We start from the raw sequence: 22865 nt of genomic DNA on the forward strand, positions 1-22865 counted from the left end.
GCGGGTGCGGCCGCCCTGGCCCGCATCTTGCAGTCCGTAACGGGTTCGCATCCTGCGCCCGAGACGGAGACCCGACATGAAGCTACGCATCGCCCGCCCCCACGTGGAGGCGTTGGTCCAGGCCTTTCCGCACCTGGCCGGCCTGACCGAGCAACTGCGCCTGGCCAACGCCGCCGAGGTCGCGCTCGACCAGCTCGGCGACCCCGAGATCGACCTGCTGCGCACCCTCTATGCGGCCGGCGACGCCGACCAGCGCGCCCGGGCCGCCCAGCTCCACACCCTGCAGACGGTCATGCGCGCCCCCGGGCCACGCTACGACGGCGACGACCTGGAACCCCTGGTCCCGGCCATCGCCCGCTACCTGGCCGAGGGCGCCATCCGCGGCTGGCTGTTCACCGCCGCCGTGGACGGCCGCCCCGCGGCCTGGGTGGTGACCCGGCTCGACTACACGCCGGCGTCGACCGAGGAGAGCGGCCGCCTCCTGATCGAGCTGAAGGCCAATGCGCGCGGCAAGCTGGCCAGCGCCACCCTGGTCATCCGGGCGCGCGACCTGGGCGGCCGTACCCTGGCCCAGATATTCGCCGCCAAGGGCTACCTGAAGGAGACCGAGGACCTGATCCGCGCCTACGACGAGGACGCCGAGCGCTATTTCGACTGGCGCGCCCGCTACGGCGCCCAGTTCAGCGGCCGCGGCACCGGCTACTACGCCGAGAACCCGACCGCCTCGCACCGCGACACCGACTGGTCGCGCAAGGACGTGGTGGTGCTGTCCTCGAGCGGCGGCGGCGCCCGCCTGGTCAACGACGAGGGCATCCTGAGCGACCGCGTCCTGGCCCTGGACAGCAACGGCGACATCCTCGCCAGCTACCTGCGCTGGGCCGGCAAGAGCCTGCGCTACAAGGCCGACGACGAGGCGGAGGCGGTACGCGACGGCCTGGCCAAGGACCTGTTCAGCCAGTTGCCGGTGCACTTCCACATCCTCATGTTCCACCTCGACCTGCACCACTACGTCTGGGTCCACGTGCACGACCTGGCGCCCTACGCCTACCAGCCGGAGCTGAAGGACAAGCTGGTCCTGCCCGAGGAGCAGACCGACCTGATCGACATCCTGACCGCCGAGATGGACGTCCTCATGGACGACATCATCGCCGGCAAGTCGGGTGGCACCACGGTGCTGTGCGCCGGCCCGGCCGGGGTCGGCAAGACCCTGACCGCCGAGGTCTACGCCGAGATCATCCGGCGCCCCCTGTACCGGGTCCATTCCGGCCAGCTGGGCCTCAACGTCGCGGCCATGGAGACGGCGCTCAAGGAAGTGCTGACGCGCGCCCAGCGCTGGGGCGCGGTGATGCTGATCGACGAGGCCGACGTCTACATCCGCCGGCGCGACGACAACATCGCCACCAACGCCGTGGTGGGCGTGTTCCTGCGCGTGCTGGAGTATTTCAACGGCCTGCTGTTCCTGACCACCAACCGGGTCGACGACATCGACGAGGCCATCGTCTCGCGCTGCATCGCCCTGATCAAATACCACCCGCCCGAGGCGGAGGCCCGGCGCCGCATCTGGCGGGTGATGGCCGAGCAGTTCGGGCTCCGGCTCGACGCCGCCCTGGTGGACGAATTGGTCGAACTCTTCCCGGCCGCTTCCGGACGCGACATCAAGGGCCTGGCCAAGCTGGTGGCCAAGTACTGCCACCAGAAGCAGGTGGCGCCGAGCCAGGCGGTATTCCGGCGCTGCGCGGTGTTCCGCGGCCTCGACCTCGGCACGCCGGGGGGCTTAACCGGAATTTGCCCCGCTTAACGGCCTGTCACACCTGCCGGCCGTACAGTGGACCCGGTTCCCGACTCTGGAGGCAGGTCATGAAGCGCGGCAAGGCGGTGATGTCGTTGATTTCGGTCCCGATGATCGCCTGTCTGATGGCGTGGGCCCCCGTGGTGTCGGGTGACGACACGCCGGACCGGCCCCCGCACGGACCGCCCGGCAACCCCGAAATGAAGGCGGCCATCGACGCTTGCGCCGCCTCGGTGGCCAGGGACGCCCAGGGCCGCCCGGAGCGCAAGGCCATGGACGCCTGCATGCAGGCGAAGGGCTTTGCGCCGCCGCGCGGCGGGCCGGGCGAGCACGGCCATCCGCCGCCGCCGCCCCGGGACGACTGATTCCACGCAAAGAGCCGGGACGCAGACGTGGCCCGGCCCCGTTCACGCCGGCGCGGCGATCCGGCCGGCCACCCGTTTGTAAGGTCACCTACATAACGCAAAGTCCGTGTCATCTTTATGCTAAGAATCGCTACATAACGACATAGCGGTCCGCTTATATAACAAAGGTTTAACGTCCATGCCGGGCCAGGCATGGCATCTGCAATATATGTTCCGTTACTACATATATTCAGGTGTTCGCCATGTCGTCCGGTCCGGTTCGCGGAGTTCGTTTCGCCTTGCAGCGGCAGCTGGCCGCCTGCCTCCTCGTGTTGTCGTCCAGCCTCGCCACGCCCCCGGCGTCGGCGCGCGAGGTGGTCGACATGGCCGGCCGCACGGTCAGCGTGCCGGACGTGGTCGAGCGCCCGTTCGGCGCCGCGCCGCCGCTCACCGCCTTGCTCTACGCCCTCGACCCGAGCCTGGTGCACTCGCTCAACATGGCCTTCACGCCCGGCAGCGAGCACATGCTGCGGCCCGGCACCATGGACCTGCCGGTCCTCGGCAGCGCCATGGGCCACGGCAAGCAGGTCAACCCCGAGGCCCTGCTGGCGCTCAAGCCGGACCTCGCGCTGGGCTGGCTGAACGACAAGTCCGACCTGCCGCCGGCCGGCATCGAGGCGCCCTTCCGCAAGGTCGGCGTGCCGCTCGTCTACGTCCGGCTGGAGACCCTGGCCGACTGGCCGCCGGCCTTCGAATACGTCGGCCGCCTGGTCGGCCGCGAGGCGCGCGGCAAGCAGCTCGCCGACTACATCCGCCGGGCCATGGCGCGGGTCGACCAGGCGGTGGCCCGGGTGCCCGCCGGCAAGCGGGTGTCCGTCTATTACGCGGAGACCCCGGACGGCCTGGCCACCGACTGCGACACCTCCTTCCACTCCGAGCCGATCGCCCTGGCCGGCGGCGCCAACGTCTACCGCTGCGAGCAGCGCACCATGTACGGCCAGGAGCGGGTGGACATGGAGCGCATCCTGCTCTGGAACCCGCAGGTGATCGTCGCCCAGGACCCGATGTTCATCCGCACCGCCGCCGGCGACCCGCGCTGGCAGCGCATCGCCGCCCTCAAGTCGGGCCGCGTCCTCGACGTGCCGCGCAAGCCGATGAACTGGCTCGACCGGCCGCCCTCGTTCATGCGCGCCCTGGGCATCCAGTGGCTGGCCAACGCCTTCTACCCGGACCGTTACCGGATCGACATGCGTGCCGAGACGCGCACCTTCTACCGCCTTTTCTTCGGCGCCGAGCTCAGCGACGCCGACCTCGACGAACTGCTCGGCGGCGGGCGCCGCTGAACCCCAATCCGATCGGAGATAACGCCATGGAAAGTTGCCAACCCCACCACCACCACGACGCCGAGGTCGAGGCGATCCCGGACGGTGCCCTGCGTTTCGAATGCATGTGCAGCGCCGGCGGCTCCCTGCAGGCGGTCGACGAGGTGCGCTGGATGGAGTCGCACCCGGACCTCATCTTCCCGGCCGTGCCGTTCCCATCCAAGCACGTCTTCGCCGCCACCGGCACCGACGCCCTGCGCGGCCTGGTGCGCCGGCACCACGACCGCCTGAAGGCGACCGTGGTCGGCGCCCTGTTCCCGGACGACCCGCGCATGTTCGCCATGGCCGTGGAAAAGGCCGCCGACTTCGTCGTCGAGGCCTGCGGCGGGCCCGAGCTGTTCACGCCGGTGCACGGCCCCATGCGCATGCGCATCCGCCACTTCCCGGTCAGCATCGACGAGCACGCCCGCGAAGTCTGGCTGCGCGAACTGCTGGCCAGCTTCGACGACGTCGGCTTTCCGGAGCCGGTGCGCGAGGAATACTGGAACTGGATGGAGCCCTTCTCCATCCGCATGATCACCCGGCGCACCACCCGGGAACAGCCCCGCCGCCACCCCTACGCGGGGGCCGCGGCGTCGCTGGCACAAGCCACCACGGCGGTCGGGGACGCGTGATGGGCAACGCACCCCCCGCCAGCCTGTCGTGCGCCGAACCGGCCTCTCGCTCCGGGTCGGGGACGCTCGCGGCCGGCTGGCTGGGGGGGCTCGCGTTGTTGCTGCCGTTCGCCATGTTCGTCGCCCTCCTGTACGGCCGCTATCCGGTCGGCGCCCGCGACCTGGCCGAGTTCCTGGCCAGCGCGCTCGGCTGGGGCAGCATGCCGGCCGACCAGTTCGACCTGATCAAGAGCCTGGTCTGGGAAATCCGCCTGCCGCGCGTCCTGGCCGCGGTCCTGATCGGCGCCGCCCTGGCCGCCTCGGGGCGGCCTACCAGGCCGTGTTCGCCAACCCACTCGTCTCGCCCGGCATCCTGGGCGTCCTCTCCGGCGCCTCGTTCGGCGCCGCCCTGGCCATGGTCCTGGCGACCAGCTGGACCCTGGTCCAGTTCGGCGCCGTCGCCGGCGGACTCGCGGCGGTCGCCATCGGGGTCGGCATCGGGCGCCTGTTCGGCAGCCGCGCGGTGGTCATGCTGGTGCTCGGCGGCATCTTCTCGGGGGCCCTGTTCTCCGGCCTCCTGGCCCTGGTCAAATACCTGGCCGACCCCTACCAGCAGCTGCCCGCGATCGTCTACTGGCTGATGGGCTCGCTCGGCCAGGCCGGCCTCGGCGACCTGGCCCGCTACGCCCCCTTCATCCTGGCCGCGGTGCTGGGCCTTGCCCTCCTGGGCCGCGCCCTGGACGCCCTGGCGGCCGGCAACGACGAGGCCGCCAGCCTGGGCGTGCCGGTGCGCGCGGTGCGCGCCGGGGTCATCGTGTGCGCCACCGTCGCCTCCGCGCTGACCGTCGCCCTGGCCGGCATGATCGGCTGGATCGGTCTCCTGGCGCCGCACATCGCGCGCCTCCTGGTGGGGCCGCTCAACCGCTACCTGATTCCGGCCAGCGCCATCCTGGGTGGTCTCTTCCTGCTCGCCGCCGACCTGGTGGCACGCAGCCTGGCGGACACCGAACTGCCGATCGGCGTGGTCACCGAGCTGGTCGGCCTGCCGGTCTTCCTGCTGGTGCTGCGCAACGTGCGCCGGGGGTGGGCGACATGAGCGGGGTCCTGCTCGCCGCCGAAGACCTGCACTACGCCTACCACGCCGACCGCCCGGTCCTGGCCGGGGTCAGCCTGGCCGTGCGGGCCGGCGAGGTGGTGGCCCTGCTGGGCGCCAACGGCGGTGGCAAGAGCACCCTGCTCAAGCTCCTCCTGGGCCTGCTCGAACCGAGCCGCGGTACCGTGCGCCTGGACGGACGGCCGCTCCGGGCCTGGTCCCGGCGCGACGTCGCCCGCCGGGTCGCCTACATCCCGCAGACCCAGGCCATGCCGTTCCCCTACAAGGTACGCGACCTGGTCGCCCTCGGCCGCATCGCCCGGCGTGGCCTGTTCGACCGCCTCAACCGCACCGACCACGCGGTGGTCGACGCCGCCCTGGCGCGCCTGGCCATCGCCGACCTGGCCGAGCGGCCCTACACCGAACTCTCCGGCGGCCAGCGCCAGCTCTGCCTGATCGCCCGCGCCCTGGCCCAGGAGGCGCCCGTGATCGTCATGGACGAGCCGGCCACCGGCCTCGACTACGGCAACCAGTGGCGCCTGCTCGCCCTGGTCCGCGAACTGGCCGCCGAGGGGCGCGCCTTCGTGCAGACCACGCACCACCCGGAGCATGCCCTGGGCGGCGCCAGCCGCGTGGTCATGCTGTACGGCGGCCGGGTCGTCGAGGACGGCGCGCCGCTCGACGTGGTCACCCCGGAACACGTGCGTCGCCTCTATGGCCTGGGCGTGACCCGGCACCGCCTGGCCGACGGCAACGTGGTCCTGGTGCCGCAAGGGGCCAGCCATGCCTGAAGCCGGCCACCCGGACGGCCGCGCCGGCGCCGGCCTCAGCTACGGTCTCCTGGCCTGGGTCCTGGCCGGCCACGCCGCCGCCGTCTGGGTGGCCCAGGCCAGCCTGGCGACCGGCCCGGACCGGCAGCCGCCGCGCATCCTCAGGGTGGCCTGGGTGGAGCCGGCCGCCCCGGCGGCGGTCGTGCCGCCGTCCGTGCCGCGCCCCCGGCCGCGCCCGCAGACGCGTCCGGAACCGGCACCGGCACCGCGACCGGAGCCGGTCCTCGCCCGGTCCGCGCCGCCCGAGCCGGCGCCGGCCATCCCGGCGGTCGCGCCGGTGCCGACGCCGGTCGCGCCCCCGGCACCGCCGGCGCCCGTCGCGGTCGCCGAACCGGCCGCCGTCGCACCGGCGCCGCCGCGCGCCCCCGCGCCGGTGCCCCCGGCGCCGGTATTGCAGCCGCCGTCGTACCACGCCGACTACCTGGCCAACCCGGCCCCGGCCTACCCGGCCCTGTCGCGCCGCCTGCACGAGGAAGGCAGCGTGCGCCTGCGCGTGCTGGTCGGCCCGGACGGCCTGGCCCGCGAGATCCGCCTCGACGCCGGCAGCGGCTTCGCCCGCCTCGACGACGCCGCGCGCGCCGCCGTGGCCGGCTGGCGTTTCCTGCCGGCCCGGCTGGGCGACCGCCCGGTGGCCGGCTGGGTGGTGGTGCCGATTTCCTTTTCCCTGCGGAGATGACCTTGACCGATAGCCTGCCGCAACCCGGCTTCGCCCACTTCCTGAGCCAGGCCGACGCCATGGCCCAGTTCGTCCTCCTGGTCCTCCTGGTCATGTCGGTGGCGTCCTGGTACGTCATCCTGGTCCGCCTGCTGCGCGGCTGGCGGCGCGGCCGCCGGAGCCGCGCCTTCCTGGCCGGCTTCCGGGCCGCGCCGGCCGCCGGCCCGGCCGAGGAGCCGTACGGCCGCCTGGCCGCCGCCGCCTTCCGGGCCTGGGGCCGCCACGCCGGCGGCGGCCAGGCCGGCGAATGGCTGGCCCGGGCCCTGCGCCGGGGTCTGCTCGACGAGGCGGCGCGCCTCGAGAGCGGCCTCGCGGTACTCGCTTCGGTGGCCGCCTCGGCCCCCTTCGTCGGGCTGTTCGGCACCGTCTGGGGCATCTACCACGCGCTGCTGGCGATTGGCGTCACCGGCCGGGCCGGCCTCGAGCAGGTCGCCGGGCCGGTCGGCGAGGCCCTGGTGATGACCGCCATCGGCCTCTCGGTGGCGATTCCCGCCGTGCTCGCCTACAACGCCTTCCAGCGCGGCAACCGGGTCCTGCAGGCCGAGCTCGACGGCTTCGCCCACGACCTCTACGACCATCTGGCCGGCGGCAGCCCGGCCGGGGAGGCGCGCTGATGGCCTTCGCCGAAAACGACGGCGCCGACTTCGCGGTCGGCACCCGGCCCATGGCCGACATCAACATGATCCCGCTCATCGACGTGATGCTGGTGCTGCTGGTCGTCTTCATGGTCACCGCACCGCTGCTCACCCACGCCGTGCGCGTCGACCTGCCGGAAGCGGCCAGCCACCCCGAGGTCCAGCATCCCGACGACCTCAACCTGGCGATCCGGGCCGACGGCGCCCTGTACTGGAACGACCTGCCCATCGCCGCGGCCGAGCTGCCCGCCCGCATGGCCGCGGCGGCGGCCGCCAGCCCGGTGCCCGAACTGCACATCCGGGCCGACCGCCAGGTGCCCTACGGCCGCGTCGCCGAGGTCATGGCGGCGGCGGCCCGGGCCGGCCTCGACCGCATCGGCTTCGTCAGCGAACCGCACTCCGATTCCCCCTGAAACCCGCTCACCAATAAACGGAGAACCACCATGCCCAACCTACGCCCAAGCCCGCTCGCCGTCCTGGTGCTGCCGGCCTTCCTGGCCGCCGGGAGCGGCCACGCCGCCGACGAGGCGGTCAGCCTGGACACCGTCGAGGTGACCGCCGACAGCGCCGCCGATGCCGCCGTCGCCGGTGCCAGCGACACCGCCACCGTCTACCAGGTGAACGAGGACGGCCTCGCCACCTGGGGCGGCCCGGGCGGCACCAACCCCTACCGCGCGGTCAGCGGCATGCCGTCGGTGAACTCGCAATCGGCCGACGCCTACGGCCTCACCAACCTGCCCGGCGGCACCAAGGGCATGCGGGTGCGCGGCGAGGTGTCCACCCACGGCGCGGTCGGCTCGGTGGACGGCATCCCGTTCGGCACGGTCAATCCCGGCCCGGGCTACCAATGGCTGTTCGACAACGAGAACATCGCCTCGGTGGCTCTCTATCAGGGGGCCGTGGCGCCGGACCAGACCAACGTGTTCAACACCTCGGGCGCCCTCGACACCCGGCTGCGCTGGCCGACCGGCAGCGCCGGCGCCCACATCTCGCAGGCGTTCGGCTCGGATAGCTTCTCGCGCACCTTCGCGCGCTGGGATTCCGGCGTGCTGACCGGTGGCGGCGCCGCCTTCATCTCGGCCTCGCATACGGAAGCCGAGAAGTGGCGCGGTCCCGGCAGCGCCCCGGGCGGCCGCGACACCGCCGCCCTGGCTCTGGTGCAGCCGATCGGCCAAGCCGTCGAGGTCAAGCTGATGGCCGCCTACAACGAGATGGACCAGGACCATTACCGGGCCCTGACCTACGACCAGGCCATGGACCTGGGCACCTACCGGGACTACGACTTCAGCGCCGACCCGAGCGCCGGCATCAACTACTACGGCTACAACCGGCAGAAATTCCGCGACTGGACCGTGCTGTCCGAGATCACCTGGAAGATCTCGCCCGATTCCAAGCTGGTCCTGAAGCCGTTCTACCTGGAGGAGAAGGGCTACTACCTGGAAGGCCAGAGCAGCAACAACAAGGTGCGCGAATGGCTGATCGACCACGCCTGGTACGGCCTCACCTCGGAATACCAGACCAAGATCGGCGAGACCGGCCTCAAGCTCGGCTACTGGGGCGAGTCGACCGAGCCGCCCGGCCCGCCCACCGCCTGGAAGATGTACAACACGACGGCCTCCGGCGACCTGTCCAGCTTCGCCAGCTGGGCGATCCTGTCCAAGGTCACCGAGCGCCACCGCTACGACAGCGTGTACGCCATGGCCGACCGCCAGCTCGGCAAGCTCAAGGTCCAGGGCGGCCTGCGCTACATGAAGGAGACCCTGCCGGCCATCGACGCCTACAGTACCAAGACCGGTTCCGGCACCAACATCGGCGACGTCTCCTACGACGAGGCCCTCGACCAGTCGAGCGGGGTGGTCGCCAACAACAGCGTCGACAGCCGCGCCGTGCATGCCTGGCTGCCCTACCTGGGCCTCGGCTATGCGCTGACCCCGGCAGTCGAGCTGAAGGCCAGCCTGGGCCGCAACTACGGTGCGCCCAGCTTCGACGTCTGGCCGGTCTACCAGGCCAACTCGGCCAAGTTCCTGGCCAAGGGCATCACCGCCGAGGACCTCTGGCAGGACCTCAAGCCGGAGACCTCCGTGGACCTCGACCTCGGCCTGCGGGTCAACCGCGGCCGGGCCTGGTTCGAGCCGACCGTCTACCTGGCCCGCTTCCACGACAAGAAGGTGTCCTACGACCCGGACGGCACCGGCACCTTGCCGGCCTATTCGCAGAACATCGGCGAGACCCAGGCCTGGGGCGTCCAGTTGGCCGGCGGCTGGCTGCCGATGAGCAACCTGAGCGTGTTCGGCGGCCTGTCCTGGAACCGCAACGAGTTCACCGAGAACCTGCCGGTCGAGGGCAGCAGCGACCTGGAGGTGAAGGGCGAACAGATCCCCGACGTGCCGGTCTGGCAGGCCAACATGGGGCTGACCTGGCGCCAGGGCGACTTCAGCGTGACCCCGGTGGCGCGCTACACCGGCTCGCGCTGGGGCGACACCGAGCACACCCAGCGCATCCCCGGCTACACCACCGTGGACGTCTCGCTCGACTACCAGACCAAGGTGTCGTTCGGCAAGCTGGGCGCCTCGCTCGCCGTGGTCAACCTGTTCGACCGCAAGTACATCGGCGTCGTCCGCGCCGACTACTACCAGCTCCTCTCCGGCGGCAGCGCCATCTACTACCCGGGCGCGCCGCGCACCCTGGTGGCCAAGGTCTCCCTGGATTTCTGAGTCATCGCCGCATAAGGAACCCCCAACCATGCAACGCAAAGTCATCGCCAGCCTGCTGGCGTTCCTCCTGCCCGCAACCGCCGGGGCCGCGGACAACGTATTCCAGCTCGGTACCGTCGAGGTGGTCGGCAGCCAGGCCGGCGAGGAGTCCAGCGACGAGACCGTGGTGGACGCCGCCGCCCTGGCCGAATACAACCGCGACACCGTCGGTTCCGCGGTCGCCCTGGTGCCGGGCATGAGCCTGGCGCACAACAGCCGCAACGAGGACATCGTCTACCTGCGCGGCTTCGACGTCCGCGAGGTGCCGCTGTTCGTGGACGGCGTGCCGGTCTACGTACCCTATGACGGCTACGTCGACTTCGGCCGCTTCACCACCTTCGACCTCGCCGAGGTGCGCGTCGCCAAGGGGGCCGCTTCCCTGCTGTACGGCCCCAACACCTTGGGCGGCGCCATCAACCTGGTGACCCGCAAGCCGAGCAAGGCGCTGGAAGGCGATGTCCGGGCCGGGGTGTTCTCCGGCGAGGGCCGCCGCGCCGCCGTCAACCTGGGCAGCAACCAGGGCAGCTGGTACCTGCAACTGGGTGCCTCCCACCTGGAGGCCGACACCTTCCCGCTCTCGGGCGACTTCAAGGCGACCGCGGTGGAGGACGGCGGCGACCGGGAGAACGCCTACCGCAAAGACACCAAGCTGTCGTTCAAGGTCGGCCTGACCCCGAACGCGAGCGACGAATACGCCTTCGGCTACGTGCGCCAGGACGGCGAGAAGGGCAACCCGCCCTACGCCGGCACGGCGCCGGGCAGCATCCGCTACTGGCAGTGGCCGTATTGGGACAAGGAAAGCGTCTATTTCGTCAGCAACACGGCGCTGGGCGACAAGCACATCCTGAAGGCGCGGGTGTACAACGACCACTACCGCAACAGCCTGATCGGCTTCACCAACGGCACCTATACCACCCAGCTCAACAACACCAGCTTCCCGAGCGCCTACAACGACACCACGCGCGGTGTCTCCCTGGAACTGGCCAGCTACCTGTTCGAGGGCCACGAACTGCGCGTCGCCGGCCACTACAAGCAGGACATGCACGAGGAGACCAACCCCAACTCGCCGACCAAGGACTTCCGCGACGACACCGTGTCCCTGGCGGTCGAGGACGCCATCGCCCTGGCACCGGGCTGGCGCCTGCGCCTGGGGGCCAGCCGCGACCAGCGCGAGACCGACAAGGCCTACACCTACGAGCAGTCGGACGTCGGCGCCAGCAACTGGCTGGCCGCGTTGTCGCATGACCTGGCCGGCGCCACCGAGGTGTACGGCAGCCTGGCGCGCAAGTCGCGCTTCCCGACCATCAAGGACCGCTATTCCTACCGCCTGGGTACCGCCATCCCCAACCCGGACCTGCGCCCGGAGACCGCCCTCAACCTGGAAATCGGCATCAAGACCACGCCGTGGTCCGGCGCGCGCGCCGAGGCCGCGGTGTTCCGCAGCCGCATCGAGGACCTCATGCAGACCGTGGTGGTGACCTCGACCGAGTGCGGCGGCAGCACCTGCAACCAGATGCAGAACATCGCCGAGGCGCGTCACCAGGGCTTCGAGCTGGCCATCGAGCAGCGCCTGGCCGAGGCCTGGCGCCTGGGCCTCAACTACACCTGGCTGGACAGGCGCAACGAGAGCAGTTCGACGGTGCCGCTCACCGACACGCCGCGCCAGCGCGTGTTCGGCCACGTCGACTGGGACATCACCGCGGCCTGGGCGTTGCAGGCCACCGCCGAGTGGGAGGAGGGCCGCAAGGTCGCCTACGGCAGCACCGGTACCTATCGCACCCTGAGCAGCTACACCGTGCTCGGCGTCAAGGGCATCTGGCGGCCGGTCAAGGATGCCGAGGTGGAGGTCGGGGTGAGCAACCTGACCGACGAGAACTACGAGCTGTCCGACGGCTACCCCATGCCCGGGCGCATGTTGTTCGCCAACGCCAGCTACCGTTTCTGAGGAGGCATCGGCGATGACCACACGCATCGACCCCATCCGCCGCCGCCTGCTCGCCGGGCTCGCCGCCAGCCTGGTGGCGCCCGGCCTGCTCGCGGCCGAGACCCGCCGCACGGTACGGGTCCTGACCTCCTACCCGGACGCCGTGGTGGCGCGCTTCGAGTCGGCCTTCGAGGCCGCCCACCCGGAATACCGCCTGCAGTTCGTCTGGCGCATGCCGCACGACGCCCAGCCCTACCTGGAGGCGCCCGGCCAGAACGGCGTCGACGTCTACTGGGCCGCCTCGCCTCGGGTGTTCTCGGCCCTGGCCCGGGCCGGCCGCCTGCAGAAGCTGGGCCTCGACACCACCGGCCTGCCCGACCGCCTGGGCAACGCCCCGCTGGCCGACCCCGACGGCTACTACCGCTGCACCGAGATGGCCGGCTACGGCTTCGTGGTCAACCCGGATGCCCTGGCCGGCCTCGGCCTGGCCGCGCCGGCCGACTGGTCCGACCTGGCCGACCCGCGCTACGCCGGGCGCATCGCCCTGCCCATCCCGGCCCGGGTCGGCTTCGCCCCGCCCATGGTCGAGATCGTCCTCCAGGCCTGGGGCTGGCAGGCCGGCTGGGCCCTGTGGAGCGAGATCGCCGGCAACGCGGTGCTGCTCGACCGCAACTCCACCTTCGTCACCGACGAGGTGGCCAGCGGCCGCCTGCTGGTCGGCCTGTCGATCGACTTCTTCGTCGCCTCGGCGATCGCCAACGGCGTCCCGGTGCGCTTCGCCTACCCGCGCCACGGCGGCATCAACCCCGCCCAGGTCGCGATCCCGGCCGCGGCCCCCGACCCGGCGGGCGGGCGCGCCTTCGCCGCCTTCGTCCTGTCCGACGCCGGCCAGCGCCTGCTCGGCCATCCCGACATCCGCAAGCTGCCGGTACGGCCGGCCGTGTACGCCGAGCTGCCGGCCGGCTACTACAACCCGTTCGCCGCCGCCGGCCTGGGCGCCTTCGACTACGACGGCGACAGCGCGCGTACCCGCCTGGCCCTGAGCGCCGCCCTGTTCGAGCAGACGTTCGTCGCCGACCATGCCGCCCACGCCGCGCTCTGGCAGCGCGTGCACGCCGCCGAGGCGGCCGGCAAGGCGGTCGCGGCGGCACGCCGGGCGCTCGCGACCGTGCCCCTGGACGAGGCGGCGGCCGCCGACCCGGCCCTGCGCGGCCTGTTCCAGGGCCGTCTCGAAGGCAGCGCCGCCGAGCCGGCCGGCAAGGTCGAGCAGGCCTGGCGCGCGCGTGCGGCCGCCCTGCGTGCCGAGGCGGATGCCGCCCTGAAGGAGGTGGCGGCATGAGCCCCCGACTGCGCCGCCTCGGCCTCGCCCTGGCCGCCTGCGGCCTGTTCTCCGGCGCCGCCGCCGACACCGAGGTCAGCGTTGCCGACGCCGGCCGCGATGCCTACAGCCAACCCTTCCCCGGCCTCACCGAGGCGGAGCGCGACCACTTCTTCCGCGGCCGCTCCCTGTTCCGCCAGAGTTGGGTGGTGTCGCCGGCCAAGGACACCGAGGTGGACGGGCTCGGCCCCCTCTACAACCGCCTGGCCTGCATCTCCTGCCACGCCCGCAACGGCCGCGGCTTCGCCCCGGACCGGCCGGGCGAGCGCATGCAGACCATGCTGCTGCGCCTGTCGGTACCGGGCATCGGCGCGCATGGCGGGCCGCTGCCGCACCCCGCCTACGGCGACCAGTTCAACGAGGAGGGCATCCCGGGCGTGCCCGGCGAGGGCCGCGCCGAGACCGCCTGGACGGAGACCGAGGTGGTCCTGCCCGGCGGCGAGACGGTGATGCTGCGCCAGCCCGCGTTCACCTTCTCGGAGCTGGCCTATGGCCCCATCGAGCCGGTCCTCGTCTCGGCCCGCATCGGCCAGCCGGTGTTCGGCATGGGACTCCTGGACGCGGTCAGCGCCGAGGAACTCGAACGCATGGCCGCCGAGGCCAAGCCGGACGGCGTCGGCGGCCGGGTCAACCGGGTCTGGGACGCCGCCGCCGGCCGCGCCATGGCCGGCCGGCTGGGCTACAAGGCCAACATGCCCAACCTGCGCCAGCAGATCGCCGGCGCCATGCTCGGCGACCTCGGCATCACCTCGCCGTTGTTCGGCGCCCAGAACTGCACGCCGGCCCAGGCGGCCTGCCGCCAGGCGCCGGACGGCGGCCACCCGGAACTCACCGGCGCCCAGTTGGACGACATGGAGTTCTACCTGGCCCACCTGGCCGCGCCCGAACGGCGCCGGGTCGACGATCCTCGGGTACGCCAGGGCGAGCGCCTGTTCGCCGCGATCGGCTGTACGGCCTGCCACCGGCCCCTGGTGGTGACCGGCGAGCATCCGAAGTTCCCGCGCCTGGCGCACCGGGCCATCGCCCCGTACAGCGACCTGCTCCTGCACGACATGGGCGAGGGCCTGGCCGACCGGCGGCCGGACTACCTGGCCAACGGTCGCGAGTGGCGCACCGCGCCGCTCTGGGGCATCGGCCTGGCCGAGCTGATCGGCGAGCGGGTCGGCTACCTGCACGACGGCCGCGCCCGCAGCCTGCTCGAAGCGGTCCTCTGGCACGGCGGCGAGGCGGCCCCCGCGCAGGCCCGCTTCAGCACCCTGCCAGCGCCGGAGCGGTCCGCCCTGCTGGCCTTCCTGGCCAGCCTGTAGCGCTAGGCGGGGAGGGTGGGGCAGGCGGGTATACTGGCCGCATGCCCCGCGTCCCGCACCATGCCTCTCCAGCCCCAGCCGGCCAAGGCCGCCAAGGCCGCCAAGGCCGCGCGGCCTGGCCGTCCGGGATGCCCGGCCGGTGAACACGGTACGGATGTTCTGGCACGGCCGGGCGCTCAGCCCGTACGAGCGGCTGTCGATCCGGTCCTTCCTGCAGCAGGGCTTCCAGGTCGAGGTGTTCGCCTACGCCCGCCCCCGCCTGCCGGCCGGTGCCGTATGGCGCGACGCGGCGGAAATCCTGCCGGCCGCCCGGGTGTTCGCCTATGCCGGGGGCCCCGGGGTGGGCAGCTACGCCGCCTTCTCCAACCTGTTCCGCTACAAGCTGCTCTACGAACTGGGCGGCATCTGGGCCGACAGCGACCTGCTCTGCCTGCGCCCCTTCAGCGACCTGCCCGAGGCCTTCGTCGGGCGCCAGGACGCCGACACGGTGAACGGCGCCGTCATGCGCTTCCCGCCCGGCAGCGCGGTGTGCGGGCGGCTCTACGAGGCGGCCCGGGAGTTGGGCAGCGGGGTCCGCTGGGGCCGGGCCGGGCCTCGCCTCATCACCCGGGTGCTGGCCGGCGAGCCCGGCGTGGCCGTCCTGCCCGAGGCCGCCTTCTATCCGGTGCCCTGGCGCCGGGCGCTCGACCTCGCGATGCCGGCCCGGGCGGAGGAGTGCGCGGCGGCCGTGGCCGGCGCCTACTGCGTGCACTGGTGGAACGAGGTGTTCCGCCGCTTCGCGCTGCCCAAGGACCGGCTGCCGCCGCGAGGCAGCTTCCTCGCCGAGCATGCCGCCCGCCTGCTCGGCGCCGAGGCGCGCTACTGGCCGGAGGCGCGCTTCCTGGCTTGGCTCGGGCCGGACCAGGACCCCGCCCATCTGGCGCGCCCGTCCGGAGCGCGCCGCCTGGCCCTGAAGACCGCCGCCCGGGCCCTGCTCGGCCGGGTCTGCAGCGGGGCGTCGCCATGACCGGAACGCGCCTCCTCCTGCTCCCCGCCGGCGACCGCAACACGGCCAGTTCCCGCATCCGGGTCTACCAGCTGCACGAGGCCCTGCTCCGCCTCGGCATCGCCAGCCGGATCGGCCTGGACGGCCTGGACGGCCCGGCCGACGTGCTGTTCGTCCAGAAGCGCCTGAACGCCGACCGGCTGGCCGCCGTGGCGGCCGCCCGGGCGGCCGGCACCCGCATCGTCTACGACGTCGACGACCTCGGCGGCGCGCTTCGCTACTGGGCGCCGGAGGCCCTGTTCGAGGCCATGCTGGCGCGTGCCGACCACGTCACCACGGCGAGCGCGGAACAGGGCGAGTGGCTGGCGCACGCCTACGGCATCCGGCATTGGAGCGCGATCGCCAACAGCATCGACTACGCGCCCGGACCGCCGGTCCTGCCGGCGCCCCGGGCCGGGGACCCGCTCCGGGTGGTCTGGTTCGGCAACGACGGCAATTTCCGCCTCATGGTGCCGCACCTCGCCACCCTGCTCGGCATGGCCGGCGTCCAGCCGGTTGCCGTGGTCGCCGGCCGCGAACTGGGCAAGCTGCGCAAGGCCCACCCGGCGGTGGAGTTCCACGCCTGGACATTGGCCGGTTTCGTGCCGCTCCTGCAGACCTGCGACCTGGCCGTGCTGGCCCACGACGGCGATGCCGACGACCGCCGCAAGGGCAACAACCGCATGGTCACCGCCATCCACTATGGCGTTCCGGCCGTGGTCTCCGATACCCCGGAGTACGCCCGCAGCGCGGCCCGGCTGGGAGTGGCCGAGGCGGTCTTCGGCGACCCGGCCGGGTTGCGCCGGGCCGTCGCCGGCCTGCGCCGTCCCGCCGCCCGGCTGGCCTATCTCCGGCGCGCCCAGCCGGCCGCCTGGGCGGCCTACAGCCCGGAGGTCGCCGCCCGGCAGTTCCTGCGGGTCTTCCTGGGCGACCCGGATACGACACCCATTCATGCACCCGAGGGATAAGCACATGGACATCCGCATCGACTTCGCCGGGACCGACGACCTGCCCGCCCTGGCCGACCTGCTGGCCGAACTGTTCACCCTGGAGAGCGACTTTACGCCCGAGCGTGCCAAGCAGCTGGCCGGCCTGCGCCTGATCCTGGACAACCCGGCCCTGGGCCGGCTGTTCGTCCTGCGCGTCGACGGCGTCGTCGCCGGCATGGCCAACGCCCTGATCACGGTGAGCACGGTCGAGGGCGGCCCGGTGCTGCTTCTGGAGGACGTCATCGTGAGTGCGCGCCAGCGCGGCGGCGGGCTCGGCCGGCGCCTGGTCGAACACGTGCTGGCGTGGGCGCGCGGCCAGGGCATGCCCCGGGTCACCCTGCTGGCGGACAAGGACAACGCGCCGGCCCTGGCCTTCTACGACCGGCTCGGCTTCGAGCCGTCGGCCATGCGGGTGTTGCGCCGGCGCCTCTGACTCAGAGCTGGGCGCGCACCGGCGCCGGCCAGTCGGCTTCCGGGATGCCGTGCAGGTGCGCCTTGCCATCCATGCCGACGGCGCTCTGGAAGCGCGCCTCGCTGTCCGGCCCTGCCTCGGCGAGGACCAGGCGGAAGCGGTTGTAGCCGCGCGCGTCGCGTTCGCGCAGGCCGGCCCGGGCCAGCTCGGCGACCCGCTGTTCGGCGCTCGATCCGGCCACCAGCCAGATCAGCAGGCGCTCGCCCACGACCACGCGCACGCAGGGCAGGCCGGCCGTGCCGCCGGCTTCCAGGCTGATGGAGCGGAATACCTCGGGTTCGCACTGGCAGCCCAGGCTGGTGCGGGCGAAATCGGCGACCGCCTGGCGTTCTATTGCATTCATCATGATGGTCATGCCTATAGGGTGGGCAGGTTGGGCCGGTCTGGCGCTGTACCGCTTCCGGCCGGTGGACCAAAGCACGCGGCGTACCCGGCGTCGCGCGGTGGCGGCTGTGATTCCCGCCGCGCACCTGGTTTCATTGGTGGCCATGGTACTCCAGGGCGGTGCCGTCCCGCCGGCCGTCAATCCCGTTCGATGCGGCCGTCGGGTGCGGCCGGTACGGCGTGGCCGGCGCGGAACGCCTCGATCACCAGGTCGGCGAGGCGGCGCCCGGTCGGCACCACGTCGGCCAGGCCGGCGAGCATGGCATAGCCGTCGCCGCCGGCGGCCAGGAAGTCGGGCAGCACGACCGTGTAGACGGCACCCGGGTCGATCGGCCGGCCGGCCACCCGGGCCGCCGCCAGGCGTCCCGCCTCGATCCGGTAGCGCAGGCCGGAGACCTGCAGGAAGCCGCCCGGCGCGGTCGCCGGGTCGAGGCTGGCGCTGCGTGCCAGGGCAGCCAGCAGTTGCGCGCCGGTGACGCGGCCGAGCAGCAGTTCGTTGCCGAACGGGAAACTCTGGTAGACCTGCTTCAGGGTCACCGGTCCGCGGCCGATGTCGGCCCGGAAGCCGCCGCCGTTGACCAGGGCGACGTCGGCGCCGGTCAGCTCGCGCGCAAGGTCGGCGACGAAATCGCCGAATACGCCCTCGCCCCGGCGCAGCACGGCGCGGTCGGCCGAGAGGGGCACCGGATTGGTGCCGATGACCTCGTCCAGGCCCCGTTCCGCCTCGGCCACGATCGCGCCGGCCTGGGCCGCCACGGCCGGGTCCTCCGGCGCGTCGGCGCCGAGGTCGAGCAGCCGGTAGGCGGTGGCCACGAAGCGCCCGGCCCGGCAGTCCAGGTCGAGCTCGCCGAGCCAGCGCCCACGGGCGCCGGCCTGGACGATGGCGACGCCGGATTCGCGTTCCGGCTGCCGGAAGACGTCATGGCTGTGCCCGCCCACGATCAGGTCGAGGTCGGGCAGGGCGCGTGCCAGGCGGCGGTCGTCGGCGGCGCCCAGGTGGCTGAGCGCCACCACGAGGTCGGCGCGTTCGCGCAGCGCCGGCAGCTGCCGGGCCGCGGCCGCGAGCGGATCCTCGACGGCGAGGCCGACCGCGTTGCGCGGATGGGTGGCGGTCGCCAGTTCGCCGGTGGTCAGGCCGATCACCGCCACCCGGGCCATGCCGGGCCGGGCCAGCACGGTCGCCGCGGCGAGCGGCAGCCGGCCGCCGCCGACGTTGGCGCTCAGGATGGGGAAGCCGGCCCGCCCGGCGAGGCCGCGCAGCACGTCCTGGCCGTAGTCGAGGTCGTGGTTGCCGAGCGCCGCGGCGTCGACGCCGAGACGGTCGAACAGGGCGACGTCCGGGAGGCCCAGGAAGCCGCTCGAGGTGACCGTGCCCTGGAGCAGGTCGCCGGCGAACAGGAGCAGCGTCGGCCGCGCCGGGTCGGCGTCGCGCGCCGCCCGGACCGCCGCCGCCAGGCGGGCGATGCCGGCCACCGGGCGCCCGTCGCCGGTTTCGTCGTAGGCGGCGAGCTGGCCGTGGAAGTCGTTGAAATGCAGGATGCGCAACTTCTGGCCGTCCAGGCAGGCGGCCAGCCCGGTCTGCCAGGCGACGACCAGGAGGAAGAGCAGGGCGGAACGGAGCGACGCCATCGTGGCTACATCCTGGCGGACGGATGTGTCAGCATAGCAATGGCCACGGAGGTCGATGTCCGAAATCCGACAAAGGCGCGTCGCGATGTCGGCAACGGTGCCTGCCGGTTTCCCCTCCGGCCGGCCGCCAGGCCCGTGGCAGCCCACTTCCGGGCGTTTGGCACGGCTGTTGCTCATCTGGGCAGAACGAATTTGGAGCCTCTATGCGCCATGCCCGAGCCATGCCCGGACTGACCCTGCTTAACGAAACGCCGACGGCCGATTGCGCCACCTGCCCGCATCGCGAGACCACGCTGCGCGAGGGCCGCTGCGCGCCCGGCGACAGTTGTCTGATCGCGCACAGCGGACGCCAGATCGAGCGCTTCCTGCGCCGCAATCCGGAGTACGCCGAGGCCTGCCTGGACGATCCGTTCTGGGAACGCCGCGCCATCGCCGTGCGCTACGCGCCCGTGGCCGCGATACGCGCCCTGGCGCGCGACCCCGACGAGGTGGTGCGCCGGGCGGTGGCGACGCGCCTGCCGGCCGACGAATTGACCGCCCTGATGAAGGACGAAGACCGCGAGGTGCGCATCACCGTGGCCGCGCGCCTGCCGGCCGCGTCCCTGGCGCGCATGATGCACGACCCCGACTACATGGTCCGCCTGCAGGTCGCCCACCGGCTGCCGCACGGCTCCCTGCCGCGCATGGCCCAGGACCCCGACCGCGAGGTGCGCAAGGAGGTGGCGCGCCGCCTGCCGCCGTTCGCCCTGGCCCGCCTGGCCGGCGACGAGGACGTCGAGGTGCGTGCCATTGCCGCCGGGCGTATGCTGCCCGACCAGGCCGCCGCCATGCTCGGCGACGCCGACTGGACGGTGCGTCTGGCGGCCGCCCGGCAGGCGCCCCCGGAAACCCTGTCGGCCCTGGTCGACGACCCCGAATCCGACGTCCGGGCACTGGTCCTGGCACGCCTGAACGGAACCGCAGATCGAGAGGAAGCGTGATGAGAGCCTGTACCCCGGACGACACCGTCCTGCAACGATTCATCGTCGAGCTGGAAGCGTCGCCGCCGAAACCGCACCACAGCGGCCTGCTGGCCTTCGCGGAGAGCCTGTCGCCCGAGTGCGCCTTCCGCTTCGCCCTCACCCAGGGCAGCTGGTACCGGCCGGGCGGTCTGATCCGCACCGACGGCACCCGGGTGACGGACGACCTGGAACGCTGGGCGGACGAGGAGCTCGATGCCTGCGACGGGGATCTCGCGGAACTGATCGACCGCCATGCCGCCGAGGACCTGGTGGCGACGCGCCACGCCGGCCGGACCCACTATTTCGTCGCCCCGTACGGGCCCGGGCCGGCCGACTTCATGCAGTTGGAGGTCGAGGAACTGCAGGAGGTGCTCGACCGCCGCCTGATCGACCCCGAGCATCCGCCCACCGATCTCGACGAGCTGACCGACCCCATCGAACCCGTGGCCGTCGATGCCCACGCCGTGCACCGGCCCTATTACCGGTTCCGCCGCCTCACCGACATGCGCCGCGTGCTCGCCGGGCCGGCGCTGCCCGGCCTCGGGCCGACCCCGCTGGCGCGCTTCCTGATCGAGTGGGAACAGAGCCGGGCCGCCGAGAAGGGCCATTTCTGCGACCACTGGATCCTGGCCGTGCGCGAGCATCAGGACCGCTACCACAACAGGCTGACCAGCGCCGTGCCGGTGTCCCGGCACGCCCGCAAGCTGAAGAGCTTCCACTGGCACCCGGACCGGCGCGGCGTCGAGCTGGGCGACCAGATCCACGCCTTCGACCGGGCCGGCTATCCGTCGGCCTGGTATTTCCACCTGGTCGCCGGCGCGCTGACGCCGACGGCGGTGGCCTATGCCGCGGTCGAGGACATCGATTCCGGCTACGGCTACCTGGCCGAGAAGGACGCCGGCCTGCTGCGCGGCTGGGTCATGGCGCCCTATACCGTTTGAGCCCTTGTCGCGAAAGCGACAAAACAATGGCGGAGCGAAATCCAGTCAAAACAATGGCATAGCAGTTGGCACGGGGCTTGCAGAGTGTCATGGGCGTAATCACCGGGTGACCACCATGCAAACCACCAAACAGATCGCCGAACTGCTCAACGAACCTGCCTGCAGCCACAACGCCAAGGAGAAGTCCGGCTGCGCCAAGACCAAGCCCGGCGCCACCGCCGGGGGCTGCGCGTTCGACGGCGCCCAGATCGCCCTGCTGCCGATCGCCGACGTCGCCCACGTGGTGCACGGGCCGATCGCCTGTGCCGGTTCCTCCTGGGACAACCGCGGCACCCGGTCCTCGGGCCAGACCCTGTACAAGATCGGCATGACCACCGACCTGACCGAGCAGGACGTGATCATGGGCCGGGGCGAAAAGCGCCTCTTCCACGCCATCAAGCAGGCCGCCGAGGAATATGCGCCGGCCGCCGTGTTCGTCTACAACACCTGCGTCCCCGCCCTCACCGGCGACGACGTCGAGGCGGTCTGCAAGGCGGCCGCCGAGCGGGTCGGGGTGCCGGTGGTGCCGGTCGACGCGGCCGGTTTCTACGGCACCAAGAACCTGGGCAACCGGCTGGCCGGCGAGGCCATGTTCAAGTACGTCATCGGTACCCGGGAGCCGGACCCGGCGCCGCCCCACCCGGCCGGCATCAAGACCCACGACGTCTGCCTGGTCGGCGAGTACAACATCGCCGGCGAGTTCTGGCACGTCGCGCCGCTGTTCGACGAACTGGGCCTGCGCATCCTGGGCAACCTGTCGGGCGACGCCCGCTTCCGCGACATCCAGACCATGCACCGGGCCGAGGCCAACATGGTGGTGTGCGCCAAGGCCCTGCTCAACGTCGCCCGCAAGCTGCAGACCAACTACGGCGTGCCCTACTTCGAGGGCAGCTTCTACGGCGTCACCGACACCTCCAACGCCTTCCGCGAACTGGCCCGCCTGATCGGCGACCCCGACCTCGCGGCCCGCACCGAGGCCATGATCGCCCGCGAGGAGGCCAAGGCGCATGCCGCCCTGGAACCCTGGCGCGCCCGCCTCAAGGGCAAGCGCGTGCTCCTCTACACCGGCGGCGTGAAGTCCTGGTCCATCGTCTCCGCCCTGCAGGACCTGGGCATGGAAGTGGTGGCCACGGGGACCAACAAGTCCACCGAGGAGGACAAGGAGCGCATCCGCGAGATCATGGGCGAGAAGACCAAGATGATCACCGACGGCAGCCCCAAGGCCCTGATCGGCATCGTGCGGGAATACGGTGCCGACATCCTGATCGCCGGCGGCCGCAACATGTACACTGCGCTCAAGGCGCGCATCCCCTTCCTCGACATCAACCAGGAGCGCGAATTCGCCTACGCCGGCTACCAAGGCATGGCCGAACTGGCACGCCAGCTCGCCCTGACCATGGAAAGCCCGGTCTGGGCGGCCGTGCGCAAGCCGGCGCCCTGGCGGACCAGCGAGGCGCCCGGCCAGGCGATGTCGGCGCCCTGAGCCCCCGGCGCCGGCGGCGCGCTCAAGTTTGCCGCCCGGCGTCCGATATCCGGGGCAGTGCCTGACGCAGCCGGCCTTCCGGGCCGGCTGCGTCGATTCGTCCCCGGGGGCCGCCCATGCATCCGTATCGTTTGGCCGTGCAGTCCATCCGCCACCACGC

The 22865-nt window shown here is 72.2% G+C and carries 20 protein-coding genes and 1 pseudogene; 19 read left to right on the forward strand and 2 right to left on the reverse strand.

Going from position 1 to position 22865, the window contains the following annotated elements; all coding sequences use genetic code 11:
- The first annotated feature begins 76 nt into the window (after positions 1–76).
- From EZJ19_RS14600 to EZJ19_RS14675, 16 genes and pseudogenes are all read left to right on the forward strand, one after another.
- On the forward strand, positions 77–1798 hold the full coding sequence (locus EZJ19_RS14600) for an AAA family ATPase (RefSeq protein ID WP_131448866.1): 1722 nt from the start codon (positions 77–79) through the stop codon (positions 1796–1798).
- A gap of 59 nt (positions 1799–1857) precedes the next feature.
- Positions 1858–2154, forward strand: a complete 297-nt coding sequence (locus tag EZJ19_RS14605) for a hypothetical protein (RefSeq protein ID WP_131448868.1) — start codon at positions 1858–1860, stop codon at positions 2152–2154.
- 278 nt (positions 2155–2432) lie between these two features.
- Entirely contained in the window at positions 2433–3476 is a 1044-nt protein-coding gene (locus tag EZJ19_RS14610) for an ABC transporter substrate-binding protein (protein ID WP_165873591.1), read from the forward strand.
- 26 nt (positions 3477–3502) lie between these two features.
- Positions 3503–4129 carry a globin domain-containing protein gene (locus tag EZJ19_RS14615; protein WP_131448872.1) on the forward strand — a complete coding sequence of 209 codons (627 nt, stop codon included), beginning with the start codon at positions 3503–3505 and terminating at the stop codon, positions 4127–4129.
- Positions 4130–4242: 113 nt separating this feature from the next.
- Positions 4243–5204: pseudogene (locus EZJ19_RS16510) on the forward strand (FecCD family ABC transporter permease).
- A complete protein-coding gene (locus EZJ19_RS14625; protein WP_131448874.1) occupies positions 5201–5992 on the forward strand; it encodes an ABC transporter ATP-binding protein in 792 nt (263 codons plus the stop codon). The pseudogene EZJ19_RS16510 and the gene EZJ19_RS14625 overlap by 4 nt, the downstream one beginning before the upstream one ends.
- Positions 5985–6707, forward strand: coding sequence for an energy transducer TonB (locus EZJ19_RS14630; protein ID WP_131448876.1), 723 nt, complete (start codon positions 5985–5987; stop codon positions 6705–6707). Before EZJ19_RS14625 ends, EZJ19_RS14630 begins: the two co-directional genes overlap by 8 nt.
- A 2-nt stretch (positions 6708–6709) precedes the next feature.
- The gene (locus EZJ19_RS14635; RefSeq protein WP_276320118.1) at positions 6710–7360 is read left to right on the forward strand and encodes a MotA/TolQ/ExbB proton channel family protein; all 651 of its coding nucleotides are present in this window, start codon (positions 6710–6712) and stop codon (positions 7358–7360) included.
- Positions 7360–7794 carry an ExbD/TolR family protein gene (locus EZJ19_RS14640; RefSeq protein WP_131448880.1) on the forward strand — a complete coding sequence of 145 codons (435 nt, stop codon included), beginning with the start codon at positions 7360–7362 and terminating at the stop codon, positions 7792–7794. Before EZJ19_RS14635 ends, EZJ19_RS14640 begins: the two co-directional genes overlap by 1 nt.
- Before the next feature lie 30 nt (positions 7795–7824).
- Complete coding sequence (locus EZJ19_RS14645; protein WP_131448882.1) at positions 7825–10095, forward strand: TonB-dependent receptor; 2271 nt, start codon at positions 7825–7827, stop codon at positions 10093–10095.
- Positions 10096–10123: 28 nt separating this feature from the next.
- The gene (locus EZJ19_RS14650; protein WP_131448884.1) at positions 10124–12079 is read left to right on the forward strand and encodes a TonB-dependent receptor plug domain-containing protein; all 1956 of its coding nucleotides are present in this window, start codon (positions 10124–10126) and stop codon (positions 12077–12079) included.
- 13 nt (positions 12080–12092) lie between these two features.
- The gene (locus EZJ19_RS14655) at positions 12093–13397 is read left to right on the forward strand and encodes an ABC transporter substrate-binding protein (RefSeq protein WP_131448886.1); all 1305 of its coding nucleotides are present in this window, start codon (positions 12093–12095) and stop codon (positions 13395–13397) included.
- The gene (locus tag EZJ19_RS14660; RefSeq protein ID WP_131448888.1) at positions 13394–14743 is read left to right on the forward strand and encodes a di-heme oxidoreductase family protein; all 1350 of its coding nucleotides are present in this window, start codon (positions 13394–13396) and stop codon (positions 14741–14743) included. Before EZJ19_RS14655 ends, EZJ19_RS14660 begins: the two co-directional genes overlap by 4 nt.
- A 139-nt stretch (positions 14744–14882) precedes the next feature.
- Positions 14883–15749: a glycosyltransferase gene (locus EZJ19_RS14665; RefSeq protein WP_131448890.1), complete on the forward strand. Its 867-nt coding sequence runs from the start codon at positions 14883–14885 to the stop codon at positions 15747–15749.
- The gene (locus EZJ19_RS14670) at positions 15746–16735 is read left to right on the forward strand and encodes a glycosyltransferase family protein (RefSeq protein WP_131448892.1); all 990 of its coding nucleotides are present in this window, start codon (positions 15746–15748) and stop codon (positions 16733–16735) included. The genes EZJ19_RS14665 and EZJ19_RS14670 overlap by 4 nt, the downstream gene beginning before the upstream one ends.
- Positions 16736–16739: 4 nt before the next feature.
- On the forward strand, positions 16740–17189 hold the full coding sequence (locus tag EZJ19_RS14675) for a GNAT family N-acetyltransferase (protein WP_131448894.1): 450 nt from the start codon (positions 16740–16742) through the stop codon (positions 17187–17189).
- A 1-nt stretch (position 17190) separates the two neighbouring features.
- Here the strand turns inward: EZJ19_RS14675 and EZJ19_RS14680 are convergent, their stop codons facing one another.
- Positions 17191–17574, reverse strand: a complete 384-nt coding sequence (locus EZJ19_RS14680; protein WP_131448896.1) for a hypothetical protein — start codon at positions 17572–17574, stop codon at positions 17191–17193.
- Between the two features lie 176 nt (positions 17575–17750).
- Entirely contained in the window at positions 17751–19241 is a 1491-nt protein-coding gene (locus EZJ19_RS14685) for a bifunctional metallophosphatase/5'-nucleotidase (RefSeq protein ID WP_131448898.1), read from the reverse strand.
- Between the two features lie 203 nt (positions 19242–19444).
- Between EZJ19_RS14685 and EZJ19_RS14690 the strand changes: the two genes are divergently transcribed.
- The 3 genes from EZJ19_RS14690 (at position 19445) to nifE (ending at position 22705) form a co-directional block, all read left to right on the forward strand.
- Complete coding sequence (locus EZJ19_RS14690) at positions 19445–20221, forward strand: 4Fe4S-binding leucine-rich repeat protein (RefSeq protein ID WP_240754794.1); 777 nt, start codon at positions 19445–19447, stop codon at positions 20219–20221.
- Complete coding sequence (locus EZJ19_RS14695) at positions 20221–21183, forward strand: hypothetical protein (protein ID WP_131448900.1); 963 nt, start codon at positions 20221–20223, stop codon at positions 21181–21183. Before EZJ19_RS14690 ends, EZJ19_RS14695 begins: the two co-directional genes overlap by 1 nt.
- A gap of 115 nt (positions 21184–21298) precedes the next feature.
- Entirely contained in the window at positions 21299–22705 is a 1407-nt protein-coding gene (gene nifE / locus EZJ19_RS14700; RefSeq protein ID WP_131448902.1) for a nitrogenase iron-molybdenum cofactor biosynthesis protein NifE, read from the forward strand.
- Positions 22706–22865 lie beyond the last annotated feature (160 nt).

The organism is Parasulfuritortus cantonensis (assembly GCF_004337445.1).
GTDB classification, from domain to species: domain Bacteria; phylum Pseudomonadota; class Gammaproteobacteria; order Burkholderiales; family Thiobacillaceae; genus Parasulfuritortus; species Parasulfuritortus cantonensis.